15 protein-coding genes and 1 tRNA gene are annotated in these 16,485 nt (G+C 63.7%); 8 read left to right on the forward strand and 8 right to left on the reverse strand.

The window, feature by feature from the left end:
• Nucleotides 1–2: 2 nt before the first annotated feature.
• Nucleotides 3–617, reverse strand: coding sequence for a cytochrome c (locus tag VNH11_29340; protein ID HVA50489.1), 615 nt, complete (start codon nucleotides 615–617; stop codon nucleotides 3–5).
• Between the two features lie 148 nt (nucleotides 618–765).
• Between VNH11_29340 and VNH11_29345 the strand changes: the two genes are divergently transcribed.
• A complete protein-coding gene (locus VNH11_29345; protein HVA50490.1) occupies nucleotides 766–1,932 on the forward strand; it encodes a hypothetical protein in 1,167 nt (388 codons plus the stop codon).
• 451 nt (nucleotides 1,933–2,383) lie between these two features.
• On the opposite strand, the gene VNH11_29350 is transcribed toward VNH11_29345, so the two are convergent.
• The 3 genes from VNH11_29350 to dapA form a co-directional block, all read right to left on the reverse strand.
• Nucleotides 2,384–2,457 (reverse strand) — tRNA-Val (locus VNH11_29350).
• Nucleotides 2,458–2,621: 164 nt separating this feature from the next.
• Complete coding sequence (locus tag VNH11_29355; GenBank protein ID HVA50491.1) at nucleotides 2,622–4,016, reverse strand: folylpolyglutamate synthase/dihydrofolate synthase family protein; 1,395 nt, start codon at nucleotides 4,014–4,016, stop codon at nucleotides 2,622–2,624.
• Nucleotides 4,017–4,034: 18 nt separating this feature from the next.
• Nucleotides 4,035–4,922 carry a 4-hydroxy-tetrahydrodipicolinate synthase gene (gene dapA, locus VNH11_29360; GenBank protein ID HVA50492.1) on the reverse strand — a complete coding sequence of 296 codons (888 nt, stop codon included), beginning with the start codon at nucleotides 4,920–4,922 and terminating at the stop codon, nucleotides 4,035–4,037.
• Between the two features lie 272 nt (nucleotides 4,923–5,194).
• Between dapA and VNH11_29365 the strand changes: the two genes are divergently transcribed.
• The 3 genes from VNH11_29365 (at nucleotide 5,195) to VNH11_29375 (ending at nucleotide 8,270) form a co-directional block, all read left to right on the forward strand.
• The gene (locus VNH11_29365) at nucleotides 5,195–6,736 is read left to right on the forward strand and encodes a prenyltransferase/squalene oxidase repeat-containing protein (protein ID HVA50493.1); all 1,542 of its coding nucleotides are present in this window, start codon (nucleotides 5,195–5,197) and stop codon (nucleotides 6,734–6,736) included.
• A gap of 110 nt (nucleotides 6,737–6,846) precedes the next feature.
• A complete protein-coding gene (locus VNH11_29370; GenBank protein HVA50494.1) occupies nucleotides 6,847–8,025 on the forward strand; it encodes a hypothetical protein in 1,179 nt (392 codons plus the stop codon).
• On the forward strand, nucleotides 8,022–8,270 hold the full coding sequence (locus VNH11_29375) for a hypothetical protein (protein ID HVA50495.1): 249 nt from the start codon (nucleotides 8,022–8,024) through the stop codon (nucleotides 8,268–8,270). Before VNH11_29370 ends, VNH11_29375 begins: the two co-directional genes overlap by 4 nt.
• Nucleotides 8,271–8,523: 253 nt before the next feature.
• On the opposite strand, the gene VNH11_29380 is transcribed toward VNH11_29375, so the two are convergent.
• Both VNH11_29380 and VNH11_29385 read right to left on the reverse strand, forming a co-directional pair.
• Nucleotides 8,524–10,356 carry a hypothetical protein gene (locus VNH11_29380; protein HVA50496.1) on the reverse strand — a complete coding sequence of 611 codons (1,833 nt, stop codon included), beginning with the start codon at nucleotides 10,354–10,356 and terminating at the stop codon, nucleotides 8,524–8,526.
• Nucleotide 10,357: 1 nt separating this feature from the next.
• Nucleotides 10,358–10,894 (reverse strand): sigma-70 family RNA polymerase sigma factor, encoded by a 537-nt coding sequence (locus tag VNH11_29385; protein HVA50497.1) that lies wholly within the window; start codon nucleotides 10,892–10,894, stop codon nucleotides 10,358–10,360.
• A 137-nt stretch (nucleotides 10,895–11,031) separates the two neighbouring features.
• Between VNH11_29385 and VNH11_29390 the strand changes: the two genes are divergently transcribed.
• From VNH11_29390 to VNH11_29405, 4 genes are all read left to right on the forward strand, one after another.
• Nucleotides 11,032–11,892, forward strand: a complete 861-nt coding sequence (locus VNH11_29390; GenBank protein HVA50498.1) for a formylglycine-generating enzyme family protein — start codon at nucleotides 11,032–11,034, stop codon at nucleotides 11,890–11,892.
• A 41-nt stretch (nucleotides 11,893–11,933) separates the two neighbouring features.
• Complete coding sequence (locus tag VNH11_29395) at nucleotides 11,934–12,122, forward strand: hypothetical protein (GenBank protein HVA50499.1); 189 nt, start codon at nucleotides 11,934–11,936, stop codon at nucleotides 12,120–12,122.
• A gap of 4 nt (nucleotides 12,123–12,126) precedes the next feature.
• Nucleotides 12,127–12,264: a hypothetical protein gene (locus VNH11_29400; GenBank protein ID HVA50500.1), complete on the forward strand. Its 138-nt coding sequence runs from the start codon at nucleotides 12,127–12,129 to the stop codon at nucleotides 12,262–12,264.
• Between the two features lie 138 nt (nucleotides 12,265–12,402).
• Nucleotides 12,403–13,854 carry a sulfatase gene (locus VNH11_29405; GenBank protein HVA50501.1) on the forward strand — a complete coding sequence of 484 codons (1,452 nt, stop codon included), beginning with the start codon at nucleotides 12,403–12,405 and terminating at the stop codon, nucleotides 13,852–13,854.
• On the opposite strand, the gene VNH11_29410 is transcribed toward VNH11_29405, so the two are convergent.
• Together VNH11_29410 and VNH11_29415 are read right to left on the reverse strand one after the other, a co-directional pair.
• Nucleotides 13,830–13,964 (reverse strand): hypothetical protein, encoded by a 135-nt coding sequence (locus VNH11_29410; protein HVA50502.1) that lies wholly within the window; start codon nucleotides 13,962–13,964, stop codon nucleotides 13,830–13,832. The two genes, VNH11_29405 and VNH11_29410, sit on opposite strands and share 25 nt — an antisense overlap.
• 70 nt (nucleotides 13,965–14,034) lie before the next feature.
• Nucleotides 14,035–16,077 (reverse strand): alpha/beta hydrolase-fold protein, encoded by a 2,043-nt coding sequence (locus VNH11_29415; protein ID HVA50503.1) that lies wholly within the window; start codon nucleotides 16,075–16,077, stop codon nucleotides 14,035–14,037.
• Between the last annotated feature and the right edge of the window lie 408 nt (nucleotides 16,078–16,485).

A 16,485-nucleotide genomic window follows, 5' to 3' on the forward strand; every position in this document is an offset into this window, starting at 1 on the left:
GACTATTTTGCTTTCGGCGGCGGCAGGTTCTCTGGAGACGGCTGGCCGCCTCCTTGCGCTTTGGCCTTTCGCTCCCTCTTTCCCGGTTTGGTTTCCGGCCTGGCCTGTTGAGACTCGCCCTCGTCGGGGCGCGAAACCTCCGTGCCGGGAATGAAGCCGCGCACGTAGCGCGCCAGTGCCCAGGCCTCTTCCAACGTCAGCGCGCCGCGGAACGGCGGCATAACGGCCCCGCGTCCCTGCATGATCGCGCGGGCCAGCTGATCGTCGGACCGCGAAGCGTGAAAGCGGACGTTGGTGAAATTGGGGATGCCGGGAATGTCCCATACGCCGCGGCCATCGATGCCGTGGCAGCGGATGCAATAGCGATTGAAGAGAGCCGCCGCGGCCTGTTTTTCCTCCTCCGGGCTGCGCATCCAGTACCACGTGCCGCCCGGTGGGCCCGCAAACATGGGATGGCTATCGACGAGGATCTGGCCGCCATGATGCCGGCAAAAGTGCGAGCTTTTCCGCCTGGGCGGGACCGCCCCTAAGACCGAGACCAACGCCAGGCTGACCGCGCCAAAAACAAAAAAACGGGCAGCGACGCTGACCCAGAGCATCTCTTGATTTCGCTTCATGCGTCTCACCCTGTAGCGGCGGCCATCTCTCCCGCGCCCCACCTGTTGGACTTATCGGTATTGTTCTCACGCTTTGTGCAGGCCGATTCTTGTCAACAATCGCTCCGCGCGCTGTTATGATGTAGCGTGACGGACCCAACGGATGACGATGCCAGATTCACTCGCTTTTCGCTCGCCTCGCAGGGCCATCCGGCTTTTTCAAATTGCCGCGGCCGCGGGGGCGTGTACGCTGATGGCCGGATGGTGGCTGGCCCCCCAGCGCACGTGGGCCAACCTGCTGCTGGTCAGCTATGGTCTGCTCGGCCTTGGCTTGGGCGGCCTGCTGTGGATCGCCCTGCACCATGTTACCGGCGCACGCTGGAGCGTACCGCTGCTGCGCGTGCCTGAGGCCATGTCAAGTGTGCTGCCCATTGCTGCCGCGGGATTGGTAGTCGTGCTGTTATTCCGCCCCTCGCTCTACCCTTGGTCGGCACCAACCTTCGCGGCAGAATCGTCTTCGTTGTTGCAGCGATTCTGGTTGAGCCGACCGTTCTTTCTCATTCGTGCGCTGACGTATCTGGCGTTGTGGTTGGTTTTCGCGGTCTTGTTCGCGCGCGCTTCGCGACAGCAGCTTGTGGCTGCCGACCCGCCTCCGACGCGAAGCAGCCTCGCCCTGTCGGCCGCGTTCCTGGTCGTTTTCGGCATCACTTGCTGGTTGGCCAGTTACGACTGGATTATGTCGTTGCAACCGCAGTGGGCCAGCACGATCTTCGGCGTCTACAACTTCGCCGGGCTGTTCGTCAGCGGCCTGGCCGCCGCCACCTTGCTGATCCTCTGGCTGCGGCGGCACAGCTCGCTCGAAGGCGTCGTGACCGACGATCATCTGCACGATTTAGGGACGCTGTTGTTTGCCTTCAGCAGCTTTTGGATGTACATCTGGTTTTGCCAGTACATGGTGATTTGGTTCGCAAACAATCCCGAGGAAACCGTCTATTATCTGCGACGAGCGTCAGGGGCATGGATCTCGCTGGCGATTGCCAATGGGGTGCTTGGATGGGGCATTCCCTTTCTCGTGCTCCTCTTCCGCCGGGCGAAACGCACTGCGAAGATCCTGGGAACGGTTGCCATGCTCATTCTCGTCGGTCGCTGGATCGACCTCTATTTGATGATCTTTCCTTCGCAGGGAGAGCTCCTGCCAACTCCGGGACCGCTCGAGGCGGGGCTGCTCTTGGGCGGTCTCGGCGTTTTGGGCCTGGCCGTGTTTCGGGCACTCGAGACGACGCCCCACGGTCCGGTTACAGCAACCGGCTTGCGGCAGAACTCTGATGGGCTCTGACAAACAAAATCGGTAACGACGTTACTGCGCGAGACCGCACGCATGATGCGGAACCGCACCGCCTCCGCACGGCCGCCGGCGTGCCTTCACCGCGGCGCCGTGCAGAACGGCCTGTCGCCGGCGGCGTTTCCGGCGAATGGTCGCCCTACACGCAGCCGGGGTGTACAACGGCACGGCGCTTGCGTTTGTTCCTGACGCCGTAGTCCAAGTCGCGCGGCACGACTGGCGGCGAGGCTTTCCTTCCTGCGACGTGAGGTGCGCCATGTACAGCGACCCAGAAATGGCGGAGTATTTGAAAGAGATCCGGGACCAGGTTTGCAGCCGTTGCATCGAAAAGCCGCCCGGTGGCCCGCCCTGCGCTCCCTTGGGAAAATCGATGGCTTGCCATGGTGGGACCCACACTTCTGAACCAGTGCTGCCGCAAGTCCCTTAAGTTGAAAACCTTCCAGAGTGGGCGATACAGGGCTCGAACCTGTGACCCCCAGCTTGTCGAGCTGGTGCTCTAACCAACTGAGCTAATCGCCCGTCAAGGTCACGTAAACAGACAAATCTGACGCGCCGGCGGTCCGCAGTCAAGGGCCCGGTCGCCGTTTCCGCCGTTTCGGCTGCGTCGACGCAGGCGGCACGACTACATCAGCAGGCGGGACGCCTACGCCACAAACCAGACGCCTACGCCACAAATCAGCAGGCTAGCGGGCCGCAGGCGATGCCAGCCGGTCGCCCGTCCATAAGGCACGCATCTCGGCGGCGATGAAAAATGAACCGGTTACGCAGACCAAATCCTCCTCGCCCGCTTGCTCGCGCGCCGCTTGCCACGCCGCCGACGGATCGGCACACACCTGCACCGGCACCTCCGATATGCCACGGGCCAACGCCGCCAGCTCTTCGGGCGGAACTCCACGCGGGTTGTTCTGATAGCGGGTCAGGATCACGCGGTCGAAATCGGGCAGCAACAAGGCCAGCATCTGGGCAACCTGCTTTTCTTGCGTCGTCGCGAACACCAATAACCGCTCGCGCGCCGAAAAACTTTCACGCAACGTTTGCACCAAGGCCGCGATCGAGGCCACGTTGTGGGCCGCATCCAGCACCAACGTCGGCCGCCGGCCAACCACCTCCACGCGCGCCGGCCAACGCACTTCGGCCAGCCCGCGCCGAATGGCCGTCTCGGGAAGCGACCAGCCTTGCAATGCCAATTGATCCAGCGACGCCAGGGCCAAGGCCGCGTTTGCAGCCTGGTGCGAACCGAGCAACCCCAGCGCGACACCTCGACGGTATTGCTCGCGGCCGGCCGTGTGCGACACAAAGTCGATCGTCGGCCAAATCGGCCCTTCGTCAACGCGCCGGGCGGGATGATAGGCGAAATCGAAATCGCGGCCAAGCTGCACCCGCGGCGCATCCGACTGCTGGCAAACCAACTCGATCTCGCGCCGCGGCCGCTCGGCCGTCACACCGCTGATCACCGGCACGCCGGGCTTCACGATGCCCGCCTTCTCGCGAGCGATCGCTTCCAGCGTGTTGCCAAGCTGCTTCATGTGGTCGAAGCTGATGCTGGTGATGATCGTCAACCGCGGCCGGCAAACGTTCGTGGAGTCGAGCCGGCCGCCCAGGCCGACTTCGGCCACCGCCACGTCAATGCCCCGCTCGACAAAGTGCAGCCATGCCAACGCGGTCGTCAGCTCGAAGTAGGTGGGACCTGTGTCGCCGTTGGTCAGGCACGCCTCGCGGTCCATCTCGGCCACAACTGGCCGCAGTTGGTCGGTAAGCCGGACCAGCTCGTCGGCAGTGCATGCCCGGCCGTCGATCATGAATCGCTCTTCCAGGCGATCCAGGTGCGGCGACGTGTAGAGGCCCGTCGTATAACCCGCCGCCGAGAGCGCCGCGGCGATCATCGCCGAGGTCGAGCCTTTGCCTTTCGTGCCCGCCACGTGAACGATCGGCAGGCGGTCTTGTGGATTGCCGAGCCGGACCAGCAACTCGCGCATGCGATCGAGCTTCAGCTCGCTGCCGTAGGGCATGGCCAAGGCACGTTCATAGTCGATGCGGCCGTACAGAAACGACAAGGCCGCCTGATAGGCGTCGCTCAAGTTTGTCGGTCCTCACCGTCACAACAGCCCGTAGGCGGTGAGCGTCTTGGCGAGCTTCTGCTCTTCGGACGACGTGAGCGAGGTCATCGGCAGCCGCAACTCGCCGGTGTCGCGGCCGAGCATCTTCATGGCCGCTTTGACCGGAATCGGGTTCGTCGCCAGGCCCAGCATGTCGCGGCACAGCGGGAACAGCTTGCGATGCCAACGCTGTGCCTCGGCCAGATTACCCGACTCGAACGACCGCAACAGCGAAAGCATGTCGTTGGGCACGATGTTGCCCACCACGGAGATCACGCCCCGCCCGCCGATCGACAACAGCGGCAAGGTCAGGCTGTCGTCGCCGCTGAGCACGGTCAAGTTCGTCAGGGCCAGAATCTGCGACGCCTGGTCCATCGAACCGGTGGCTTCTTTCACCAGGGCGATGTTCGGCAGCTCCGCCATTCGGGCAATGGTTTCCGGCTCGATGTTCTTGCCCGTGCGGCCGGGAATGTTGTAAACGCAGATCGGAATGCCCACCGCCTCGGCCAGCGCTTCGAAGTGCTGATAAAAACCTTCCTGCGTCGGTTTGTTGTAGTAGGGGGCCACGACCAGCGCGGCGTCGGCCCCCGCTCGCTCGGCCCAACTCGTCAGCCGCAGCGCCTCGCGGGTGCTGTTCGATCCGGTGCCGGGCATGACCTTGATGCGGCCGGCCACGAAATCGACCACCGCCCCGATCACCCGCTCGTGTTCTTCGTGCGAGAGCGTGGGCGATTCGCCGGTCGTGCCCACCGGGCACAAGCAGCTTGTGCCGGCCGCAATCTGAAATTCGATTTGTGCCCGCAACGAGTCGTAATCGACCTCGCCATTGCGAAAAGGCGTGGTCAAGGCGACGGAAAGTCCGGCAAACGCTTCACCTTTGGTGGACATGCGACGATAAGCTCGATCTGGGCGAGGAACAAAACCAATATGGCATGATAGAAAACCGGGTGCATTCGTGGAAGTACCGGAAGGTTGCCCGTTCGATGGGCCACAACGTAGACTGGGTTATGTCTAGGCCGCCAAGGCAACGAACGTAGACTGGGACCAGCGAGCTTGCGAGCGCCGGCCCACCGTTTCGGAGGCATTGGGCGATGGTGGGCCGGCGCTCGCAAGCTCGCTGGTCCCACCCTACGACTGCGACATAAAAACCGAGATACCGAATGCAAGCAGAGCTGGCCTCCATGTTGCCCACCGCGCCGCGGGCGATCGCGGGCAAGGCGTCGCCTTTAGCCCCGGAGGCCGAGGCAGACGCGTGGCAGACTCGCCTGGCTTCGTCGGGGCGCTTCGTGCTCTGCTGGCTGGTCAGCGCCCTGTTGCACATGGTGCTGGTTTTGGTGCTCGGCGTTTGGCTTACGGTGCGGGAGCGAACGGCCGGACCACTGGTGCTGGCCGCCAGCATCGGCGAGCCGAGCCGCGACGAAGGCGTGGAACAGCTCGAAGCACCGTCGGCGGACATCGAGGTGGACCGCTTCGATCCGCCGGCCGAGGCGGTCGCCGCCGGACCGGCCGCCGAAACCCAGCTCGCCGAGTCGATCACCACCGTCGAGCAGCCGCCGGGCGAGTTGATCGGCCGCGATGCGGCAGCCCTGCCCACCGGCCATCTTTCGCCGAGCCAGGTGTTGGCCGGCCGCGACCCGGCCTTCCGCGGAGCCTTGTTGGCCCGTGAAGGCGGCACCAGCGCGTCGGAGGCCGCGGTGGCCAGAGCTTTGGCCTGGCTGGAGCACCACCAGAATTCCGACGGAAGCTGGAGCTTGAACCGGTTCGACAAGGCCGGCGATTGTCACGGCCGTTGCGGCGATCCGGGCGCCGAAAGCGACACCGCGGCGACGGCCCTGGCCCTGCTGCCGTTTCTTGGATCGGGGCAGACCCACCTCCGCGGGGACCACACCGTGACCGTGGCCCGCGGACTGCGGGCGTTGATCGACATGCAGCGGCCGGACGGCGACTTGCGCGGCCGTGGCAACGGCAACATGTATGCGCACGGCCAGGCCACGATCGCCCTGTGCGAAGCCTACGCCCTGACGCAGGCCGAGAATCTTCGCCAGCCGGCCCAACGCGCCGTCGACTTCATCGTCTCGGCCCAGCACGCGGCGGGCGGTTGGCGTTATCGCCCCGGCGAACCCGGCGATCTGAGCGTCGTCGGCTGGCAGATGATGGCCCTGCGCAGCGCCCAGATGGCTTATCTGCACGTGCCGCCGGACGCGTTTCTCAAGACCACGCGGTTTTTGAACAGCGTGCAACGGAACCCAGGCGTGGGGCAATATGGCTATATGCCCGGCGGGCAGCCGACGTTGGTCATGACGGCCGAAGGGCTTCTCTGCCGGCAGTACGCCGGCTGGCGGCACAACAACCCGGTGTTGCGCAACGGCGTGTTCTGGCTGCAGGCGAACCATTTGCCCCGCGCCGACCGGGCCAACATGTACTATTGGTATTACGGCACGCAGGTGATGCACCACATGGGCGGCGAGCAATGGGAAAAGTGGAACGGCGCGTTGCGCGACCTGTTGATTTCGCTGCAATCGGGCGGCGGACACGAGGCCGGAAGCTGGCCGCCGCTGGGCGGGCACGACGCCACCGGCGGGCGGCTGTACACGACCGCCTTGGCCGCCTGCACGCTGGAGGTCTACTATCGGCATCTGCCGCTGTATGGCGCCGCGGCCATCGGCCACGAAGCGGGCCGCGGCAAGGCCGTTGGGCGTTAGCGCCGCTACGCCGAACCCATCGACTAAAGTATGGGTGTCTTGAACTGCGAGAATCAAGCGGCGAGGCACCGTCTCGAAAAGACACGGCTTAATATGCATAAACAAGGGTCATGATCTCACGACGTAAACGGCGCACCGTCGATCGCTGGCGACCGCTCCACGTCGGCCAGATACTCGATTGGGCCGACCGCTTTTACGCGCGTCATGGGCGTTGGCCGCAGGTCGACGACGGTCGCGTCGAGGACGACAAAGACGAGAAGTGGAGGAACCTCGACGCCGCCCTGCGCAGGGGCAGCCGCGGCCTGGTGGCCGGTTCGTCGCTCGCGCGCCTGCTGTCGAAATTTCGTGGCAAGCGGAACCGCAAGGCGCTGCCTCATTACTCGATCCGGCTGATTCTGACCTGGGCCGATGCGTATCGTCGCCGGACGGGCCGCTGGCCGACGCCTCGCTCCGGGCCGATACCCGAGGCCCCCGGCGAAACCTGGTCCGCCGTCCATGCGGCCCTGGAGGCCGGCATTCGCGGGCTGCGCGGCGGTTCGTCGCTGCCGAAACTGCTGGCAAAACATCGCGGCGCTCCCTATCAGGCGGTCGGGCCGCGCTTGACCGAAGCGATGATCCTGGCCTGGGCCGACGATCACTACCGCCGCACCGGACTCTGGCCGCAGACGCATTCCGGGCGGGTCGCCGCGGCGCCGCACACACGCTGGTCGGCTGTGAGCAAGGGACTGCGCGAGGGACGACGCGGCTTGCCCGGCGGTTCGTCGCTGGCCCAATTGCTCAAACAGCGGCGTGGGGTCTTGCCCGCCCATCGCCGCCAGCCTCCGTTGTCGATCGAGCAGGTTTTGGCATGGGCCGACGCGCATCACCGCCGCACGCGGAAATGGCCGAATGAAGAGTCGGGCAAGATTCGCGAGGCGCCGAATGAAAGCTGGGGCAAGCTCGCCAAGGCCCTGCGTGTCGGCCAGCGCGGCCTGCCTGGCGGCATGACGTTGGGGCGCCTGTTGGCCCAGCGGCGCGGCGTGCGAAATCTGCAGGGCCTGCCACGCTTCCGCGTGAAGCAGATTGTCTCGTGGATCGAGGCCCACATTCGCCGCACGGGCAAACCGCCGACGCTTCGCAGTGGGAAGATTGCCGACGCGCCGGCTGAGACATGGATGGCCGTACACATGGCCCTGTACAATGGCCGACGCGGCTTTCCCGGCGGTTCTTCGCTCGCCCAGTTCGTGCGTCACCGTCGCGCCGTCGCCGTGCGGGGGCGTGTGCATCGCAATCGCAGGAGGCCCCAATGATTCGGCGCACGGTCCAATATCCGTCCGGAGAACAGCGCTGGATTCTCATTTCGCAAATCGTCCATGCGCGCGTGGCCGCAACGCTCGCGGACGAGTGGGTAGATCACCAATGCGAACCAACCCGCCGCAAGACCGATTCGCAGAAGCGGCCACCTTGTGCCAAGTACCAGAAACTGCCCGAGCAGGATGGCTTGCCCCCACAGCAGCCCGACCACGATGGGAAACACGACGGGCAATTCCCGTAAGGCAAGCAATCCGACGACGGCCTGAACGGCAGAGGCGGACGCAAGAAAGTGCAGTGCGATCAAGACCGCGAAAGCCAAGGTTCGGCCATTGGTGCGTGCGAGAAAGCGGGCCATAGGAGCCGATTATATCACTTCATTAGGCTTCGCGGGACCAGCTCCAGTTATCAGCATAAATCGTATGCACGAAGGGCTTGCCGTCCGACATTCGCCGATACACCGCGCCGACCACGCGGTCGGCTGGAAGTCACAGAGATCAGTCGGTTTTCGCACGTTGCGCTGAACTCTTATCGCCCGTCGACGCATCGCTTTCGGTTTGATCGCGGACGATGGTGGAGGGAGGCCAGGGAGGCAACCAGTGCTGACGGGCGTCGTCGGGCAATGTCTCCACAGAGATCACTTTGAACTCATATCGCACGTCGTGAAGTTCGCCGATGCCGGCCTGATGGTAGCGTCCCTTGGCCGGATATCGAACGCCGTTGAACTCGGCCAACTCCTCGATTTCGTAAAGCCCCAGCAGCTCGTTATTCTGCTTCGCATAGCGAGCTTCCCTGCGAAGGATCATGAAATCGGGCTCACCCGTCACTTCGACGCGAGACTCAACCCCAAATTCCGCCGAGCCCTTGCCCAGCAGCGTCAATACCTCCCGGTCGTTCGATCGTCGCCTGCCGACGATGTGGAAACGATCAAGGTGCAGGAATCTCAAGTCGTCCGATGCTGCCACCACCCAGTCCTCGAATCCATTGAGGTGGTGGAACAAGAAGCTATCGAAGCGGTTGGGCTCAAACTCCGGCCAGGCCTCCCAGGGCACCGCCGACCCCGCTGGCTCGACTCGATACCAGGCGCGGTGATCCCAAGAGGGCCAACGGTCGAACGAGTTTGTTTGAGAGCCATTGAAGGCAACGAATCGCTGCAGCGCCCATTGGCCGACCGCATTCTTTACCTCTCGCTGCCAGAAGCGCCAGCGGCGAGCAGACTGATCTGATTGCGGGCCCAGGGCGGCGAACACATCGCGTGCCTCCAAGACGCCGTTCGTAAGCCGCGGGTCGTCTTCGCCGCGGGTCGCGGTTGGCGAACGTTTCTCTTCCGTGGTCACGAGCAACGTAAACCGCAGCCCTTCGTAGGCCGACTGTCGCCGCTGGACACCTTCCTCCAAGTGAGCGACGTCGGGGTCGATCGCCGCGCCCTCCGTGCCGTGCGCCGGGGCATCAACGACCCTGACGTCCTCCGCAAAACTCGCCTTGAACCGGTCGGCCGGTATGTCGTCGGTATAAGAGATTTCGACCGTGCGGTACGGCTTCCATTTGGAATCGAGCCCGCGCTCGTAGTCGCAACGGCGGATACGCTTCGACCCGTCGATCAGAAACACAATTCGGCGGCCGGAGGCAATTTCGTCTGGTTGTCCGACGCGATCGTCGGGCAACAGCTCGTCCTTCAGCAGCCAGACGTAGGCAGTGCAGCGGTCTGTGTCGATGGCACGGTCTTTCTCGGCAAGGCGCGGCAGGGCGTCGGGCAGGTCGTCGACGTAAAACCCCATCACCTTGCCAAGCCGCCTCGCGTCAGGATAGCCGCCATCGCCCAAACGGCTTTTCGATCGCACGACGAGCTTCTGAGACCGCGAGTAGTCCCAGTGGCTTGCGCCGTCATCGATCTCCAGCCCCAGCGGGCTTTGCATGGCGAAGCCCCTTCCACGCCGATACCACACCTCGACCGGGCCGGACGCGCCGTCTGCTTCGTTTTGGATCAGCAGATGAACAGACGCGATGCTTTCCAGGGCATTGCGAACTTCGGCGAACGCGCGGTTCTCGCGGCCAACAGAAACAAGCACCGCGGAAGCAACGCCGATCACAGCTAGCAGGGCCGCCACCGCCTGCGCCGTTTTTCGGCCGCCAGCGGCCGCCATGCTTAGGCGGAGCGAAAACCTTTTCGGGCGCGTGCGCGGCGCCCCGGGGGGCGGCATGGCAATCGCAGCCCCGCCGTCAAGTTGTCTGGCCCTCGTCAGCGCCCGCCGCAACGATTCGTCCGGCACCGGCGCGTCGCGCATGGCGTCGATCGCAGCTTGCAGGGGATCGTTAAGATGCAGAGACATTCTAGTATTCCTCGGGGGAAAGCAGGTGTTCGAGATCGGTTTCCAATTTCGCTCGGGCTTTGTGCAGTGCTACGGCAACGGCATGCGCGCTGATTTTGAGCGCCGCCGCGATTTCCTGGTGCGATTGTTGATCAAGGAAATGCAGCGCGAAAACCTCCGCCTGTTGCTGCGGCAGCCGCGCAATGGCGCGACGCACTTCTACTTGGAGCTCTTGTTCGCGTATCAGGTCCTCTGGGGCAGCACGATGGTCGGCGATCGGTTGATGCAGGCTCTCCTCACCTTTGCTTCTTCGTAGAAGGTCAATCGCCCGCCGCGTTGCCAGGCTCCGCAAGACCGCCTCCCAGTTTGCGACTTCCCGGGACTGCCAAAGCCGATGGACTTCCAAAAAGACGTCTTGCAGGACGTCCTCCGCGTCGGCCGTCTGGCCCACAATGCGCAGCGCAGTTCGATAGGCCATCGGCCCAAATTCGTCAACGAGCTGAACCCATGGAATCAATGGATTGCACTTTGCTGAGGCCGAACGACCACCGTCTTGCAAGGCGGCGATCCGCGAAGGAATATTATGTCAGAGTCGGGCGATCTCGCCCGCCCTACATAGAAGACGAATCGCCTGCCTGAATTATCACCCATAAAATTCATTTCGGCGATCACTACCGCGACCCTGCTGGGGGCGATATGCTGTTACTGTTCCATGATCCGCACCTGCTAACAATGATCGCCCCCGACCGCCTTGCCGTATTGCTTCTCCTTCCGGGCGTTCTGTGCTTCGCCGTTTGCGCATGCGCGGAAGAGAATGAGCTGACGGGGTTGTTAAAGACGTTCCGCGAGGAGTTCGTCGCGATCGCTCCCGGCGAAGGCGATTTCCCCGCGTCGTTCACGATGGGCGACGAACATGGTGCCGAGAGCGAGCGGCCCGCCCATAAGGTGGCGATCAAGCATGCGTTTGAGATTGCCCGCTATGAAGTGCCGCAAAATCTGTGGGAGGCCGTGATGGGCCAGAACCCAAGCCGCTGGAAAGGCAAGCGGAACGGTGTCGAGATGCTGAGCTACGACGACGCCGTCGATTTTTGCCGGCGCGCGACCGCGGCGATGCGACAGGCGAAGCTGATTGCCCAAGAGGAATTCGTGCGGCTGCCGAGCGAAGCCGAGTGGGAATACGCCGCGCGCGCCGGCTCGACGGGCCGCTATTGCTTCGGTGACGATCCAGCCGGGCTCGGCGATTACGGCTGGTATCACGGCAACGCGGCCGGCAACGATCCGCCCGTCGGCGCCAAACAGCCGAACGCCTGGAAGCTCTACGACGTCCACGGCTATCTCTGGGAATGGTGTGCCGACCGTTGGCATGACGACTACCGCGGAGCGCCGGCCGACGCGTCGGCGTGGACCACGGGCGACGATCCACGGCGCGTATTGCGCGGCGGAAGCTGGAAGGATCCGGCGGAGAAGTTGACGATCTCATCTCGACGCGCGGCCGGGCCCCAACTGCGCGACGACGCCGTCGGCCTGCGTTGTGTGCTGGCCCGCGAGACGTGGTAGGGTGCGTGATCGGTTCATCAGGACCAAGGCTCAAGACGCCGATGCGTTTCCTCGACCGTTTCAACGTGATCCTGCTCGACCTACACGAACTCGGATATGTCCCGAACGCCTACGCCAAATGCCTGCGGCGTCTGGCCACGACACATCGACTCGGACTGGTAACGAACATCTGGAGCAAGAAGGATCGCTGGGTGGACGAGTTGAACGCCGTTCGGAGTCGGCAAGGATGAAGTCGTGCTGCTCGGAGACAACATCGTGTGCGACATCGAGGGAGGGAAAGCGGCAGGGCGATCAACGGTCTGGATCAATGCCGCCGCTCCGGGCTCCCCGGCAGCAGATTATGTCGTTTCAGACCTGCTCGACCTTGAGTGAAAAAACACATGTCAACGAGGTCGATGCCACCTCGGCAGGATATCGCGGGTTGTCGGCAGCACTCGCTTGTGTGCAGCGGCAGCCGGCCGATAATACTGGGTGCTTGCCTGGAACAGATTCCCAGAAGGAGTTCACCCGATGAAGACACCTCTCTTGATTTCACTGCTGTTGACGTTGCCGTCCCTGGCAACGGCTTTCGCCGAACCGGCCAAGTCAGATGCGCCGCGGAAGATGAACGTGCTGTTCCTGATCGCGGACGATTTGAACTGTGATCTGCACTGCTATGGTCATCCCCACGTCAAGTCGCCGAACATCGATCGGTTGGCGGCGCGTGGCGTGCGGTTCGAGCACGCCTATTGTCAGTTTCCGTTGTGCAGCCCCAGCCGCAGCTCGTTTTTGACGGGCCGGCGGCCGAATGCCACCCACATTCACACCAATCCCCGCGCCGCGCAGTTCTCCACCGACTATCGCCCCACGCCACACTTCCGCGAGTTCATTCCCGACACGCTGACCATGCCGCAGTTGTTCCGGCGGCACGGTTATACAGCGGCGCGGGTCGGTAAGCTCTTCCACTACGGCGTGCCGGGGCAAATCGGCACCAGCGGCCTGGACGATCCGGAGTCGTGGGACTTTGTCGTGAACCCCGCCGGCCGCGACAAGGCCGAGGAGAACAAGATTTTCACGCTCACGCCGCACAGCTACGGCGGAACGTTGAGTTGGCTGGCTGCCGAAGGGGCTGACCCGGAGCAGACCGACGGACTGGGTGCCACGGCCGCCGTCAGCCTGTTGGAAGAATACAAGGACCGGCCGTTCTTTTTGGCGGTGGGCTTCTATCGCCCGCACACTCCCTACGTCGCGCCGAAACGCTACTTCGACGAATATGACGTGAATGAGATCGGGCTGCCGGCCCTGTCGCACGCCGATCGCGAGCGAATGCCGGCTGCCGCTTACGCCAGCGCCAAACAAGAACAAGCGGCGATGAGCGACGACTTGCGGCGCGAGGCGATCCGCGCCTACTGGGCGTCGATCACCTTTATGGACGCCCAGTTGGGCCGCGTGCTCGACGCTTTGGACCGCTTGGAGTTGACCGACAACACGATCGTCGTGATGACGAGCGACCACGGCTATCACATGTACCAGCACGGGCTGTGGCAGAAGATGAGCTTATTCGAGAATTCGGCGCACGTGCCGCTGATCGTCTCGCTGCCCGGCGCCGCCGGGCGGGGGAAATCGAACGCCGGGCCGGTGGAATTGGTCGATATCTATCCAACACTCGCCGACCTTTGCGGGCTGCCCGCGCCCGACTACCTCGATGGCACGAGCTTGCGGCCGGCGCTCAACGGTCCCTCAAAGTCGGTCAAAGAGGCCGCCTTCACGCAAGTGCGACGCGGCGATTTCGATGGTTACAGCATCCGCACCTCGCGTTGGCGTTACACGCTTTGGGACGAGGGCCGCAAAGGAGAACAGCTTTATGACATGCAGTCCGACCCCGGCGAGATGACGAACCTCGCCGCCCACCCGGCGCAGACTCAGACGGTGGCCACGCTAAAGGCGCAATTGCAGAACTATGCGAAGCGCGGCGGTAAATAGAGATCGCCCCGCTTCTCCGCCTCGCCCCGCGGCACGTAGGTCCAGCCGATCTCCTGTGCGTAGGCCAGGATGCGGGCCCGCACGGTCTTGTGCTCACTTGGCGCGGGCATGTCCCACCGCACGGCCCGGATTGCCGGCCCTTCGGCAGTCGGACGAAAGTGGGGTGTCTGGAACTCCGCCTTAGCGCAGAAAGAGCCGCGGCGCGAAATCGAACATCGCGTAACGCCAGGTCTGCCATTCGTGCGCCAATCCTGCCGCGTCGCGAAAGACCACGTTCTTGATGCCCGATTGAGCAAGCGCGTCGTACAGCTTGCTTGCACTGTCGTGAATCCGGGCGTCGAGGCCCACGGTTCCGCAGTGCAAATAGAACAGCTTCACCTTTTCGTCGAACGCGGCGGGACCGGCGAACACGCCGTCAAACGCGGTCTTTGGATCGAGGTCGCGGACCCCGCTGAACGAAGCGACCGCGGAAAACGTGTCCAAGTGGCTCAGGCCAATGCGGAGCGCTTGCCCGCCGCCCATCGACAAACCGGCGATGGCGCGGTGGTCTCGGTCGGCATGCGTGCGGTAAGTCGCGTCGATCATCGGAACCAGATCCTTGAGGACCACGTCTTCGAACGCGCCGCCGTCGCCGCGGCCCGGCCCCGCCGGCAACGCCGCTTCGCCCGCCCTGGCGGCATAGCCTTTTTCCATGACGACGATCATGGGCGCTGCTTTGTCCGCGGCAATCAGGTTGTCGAGAATGAAGTTGACGTGCCCCTGCCGCGTCCAGCCCGTCTCGTCTTCGCCGGCGCCATGCTGCAGGTAGAGCACGGGGTAGCGCTTGTGCGGATCGGCGTCGTAGCCCGGCGGCGTATAAACCAGGATGTGCCGCATCTTGCCGGTTACTTGCGAGTGGTACCATCGCGAGCGGACTTCGCCATGCGGCACGTCTTTGGCGTGGTAAAAATCGACGCCCGAGTCGGACACATCGATGCCACTCGTCGGCTTGCCGGTGCCAAAAAAGACATCGCTCCCGGGGTCGTTCACCGGCACGCCGTCGACGAGCAGTGCGTAGTAATGAAACCCAGGCACGACGGGCGGCGACGTGAGCGTCCACAGTCCCTCGTCTCCGCGTTGCATGTCCCAGGGACCGCCGCTGCCGAGCCCGAAATTGGTGAAGACCTGAACCTTGGCGGCCTCGGGAGCCTTCAGCCGGAATGTCACGCGCCGGTCGGGATGAACGCGCGGGTAGGCCGAATTACCGACGTTGGTCGTCGCCGGCTTCGATTCGTCGCGGCTGGCGTCGGCCGCGCTTTTCTCGGCAGACGCGCCGGCCTTGTTTCCCGTTGAGTAGTTCGGCGGCGGCGCGTCGCGAAACACAAGTTGTGCGAAGTGGTACAGGTCGCTCTTCCATACTCTAAAATCGTGCCCGCCGCCTGGGATGACGCGATACACGTGCGGCACTTTCTTCTCCACGAGCATCTCGTGAACGCCCTGACTGATCCGGAACAGCCGATCGTTGTCGCCGCAGGCCACGTAAAGCAGCCGCAGTTTGCCGGCTGCTTCGGCCGTGTCTTTGATCAGTTCGGCGGGAGGCTTGGTATTGGGGGCCGAGGAGAAACCGCCTACCCAGGCGAACGTGTCGAGGTGATTCAGGCCGAAATTGAGCGCCTGCCCGCCGCCCATCGATAAGCCGGCGATGGCCCGCGACTCTCGGTCGGCCTGGACCGAATAGTTCTTTTCGATGAACGGAATCAGATCGGTGAGCAGATCGTTTTCGAAGGCCGCGAATGCCGGCGACTGCTTGGGGATCGGATCGCGGGCGGTGACGTCTTTCGCTGCCCGGCCGTTCGGCAGCACGACGATCATCGGCACCGCCTTTTTCTCCGCGTAGAGGTTGTCGAGAATTACCTCAGGCGAGCCGCCGCGCGCCCACTCGTTCTCGTCGCCTCCGATACCGTGCAGCAGGTACAGCACCGGGTACTTCCGGTCTTTGTCGTAGCCTGGCGGCGTATAGACCCTTGCCATGCGATTGATTCCCACGGTCGTCGAATCGTACTCAATGGTCTCGAGCGTGCCGTGTTCGATGCCCTCGCGGCGAGCGTCGAAACCTTCGGGAGGTGTCGGTAGGGCGTTGTCGGCCGTTTGCGCCGCGGCGGGCATGGTCGCCAGGGCCAGCATGCTTGCCGCGATGAAGGGAAAGATGCGTCCGCTCATGGGAAGTTCGTTCTGCGTGGTCATGGGCGTTCTCGGGAGAAATATCGTGCGCATACGCACGAATTAAGAGTTTACGTCCGGGTCGGCGTGCTTGCAAGATGCTCATGGACTGCGAGTGAGCCGAAATGCTGTCGCTGGCGCATTCGTCAGCCGATGGCGAGTTCGCTAGAGCGAAGGCCCTGAAAGCAAGATCGGCCCGAATGACTCGCACGCTCTCTTTCCCTCCGCGCCCCGCACGCGGGCACCCCGGGTTGGGGTGAGGGCCTTGGCGCCGCTTTCGATTCGATTCCCGACAACCGCACGGTGAGACCCGGTGAAACCATCGCCCGCAACAGCTCACCGCGTCGGCACAAAACCGCGGTTCGATGCGCGTGCCGCCCGCGCAGCAATGAGCACCTGCGCGGCAGCGGCCGGCAGCGCCTGCATTTTCGT

The organism is Pirellulales bacterium (genome assembly GCA_035533075.1).
Taxonomy (GTDB): Bacteria; Planctomycetota; Planctomycetia; order Pirellulales; family JAICIG01; genus DASSFG01.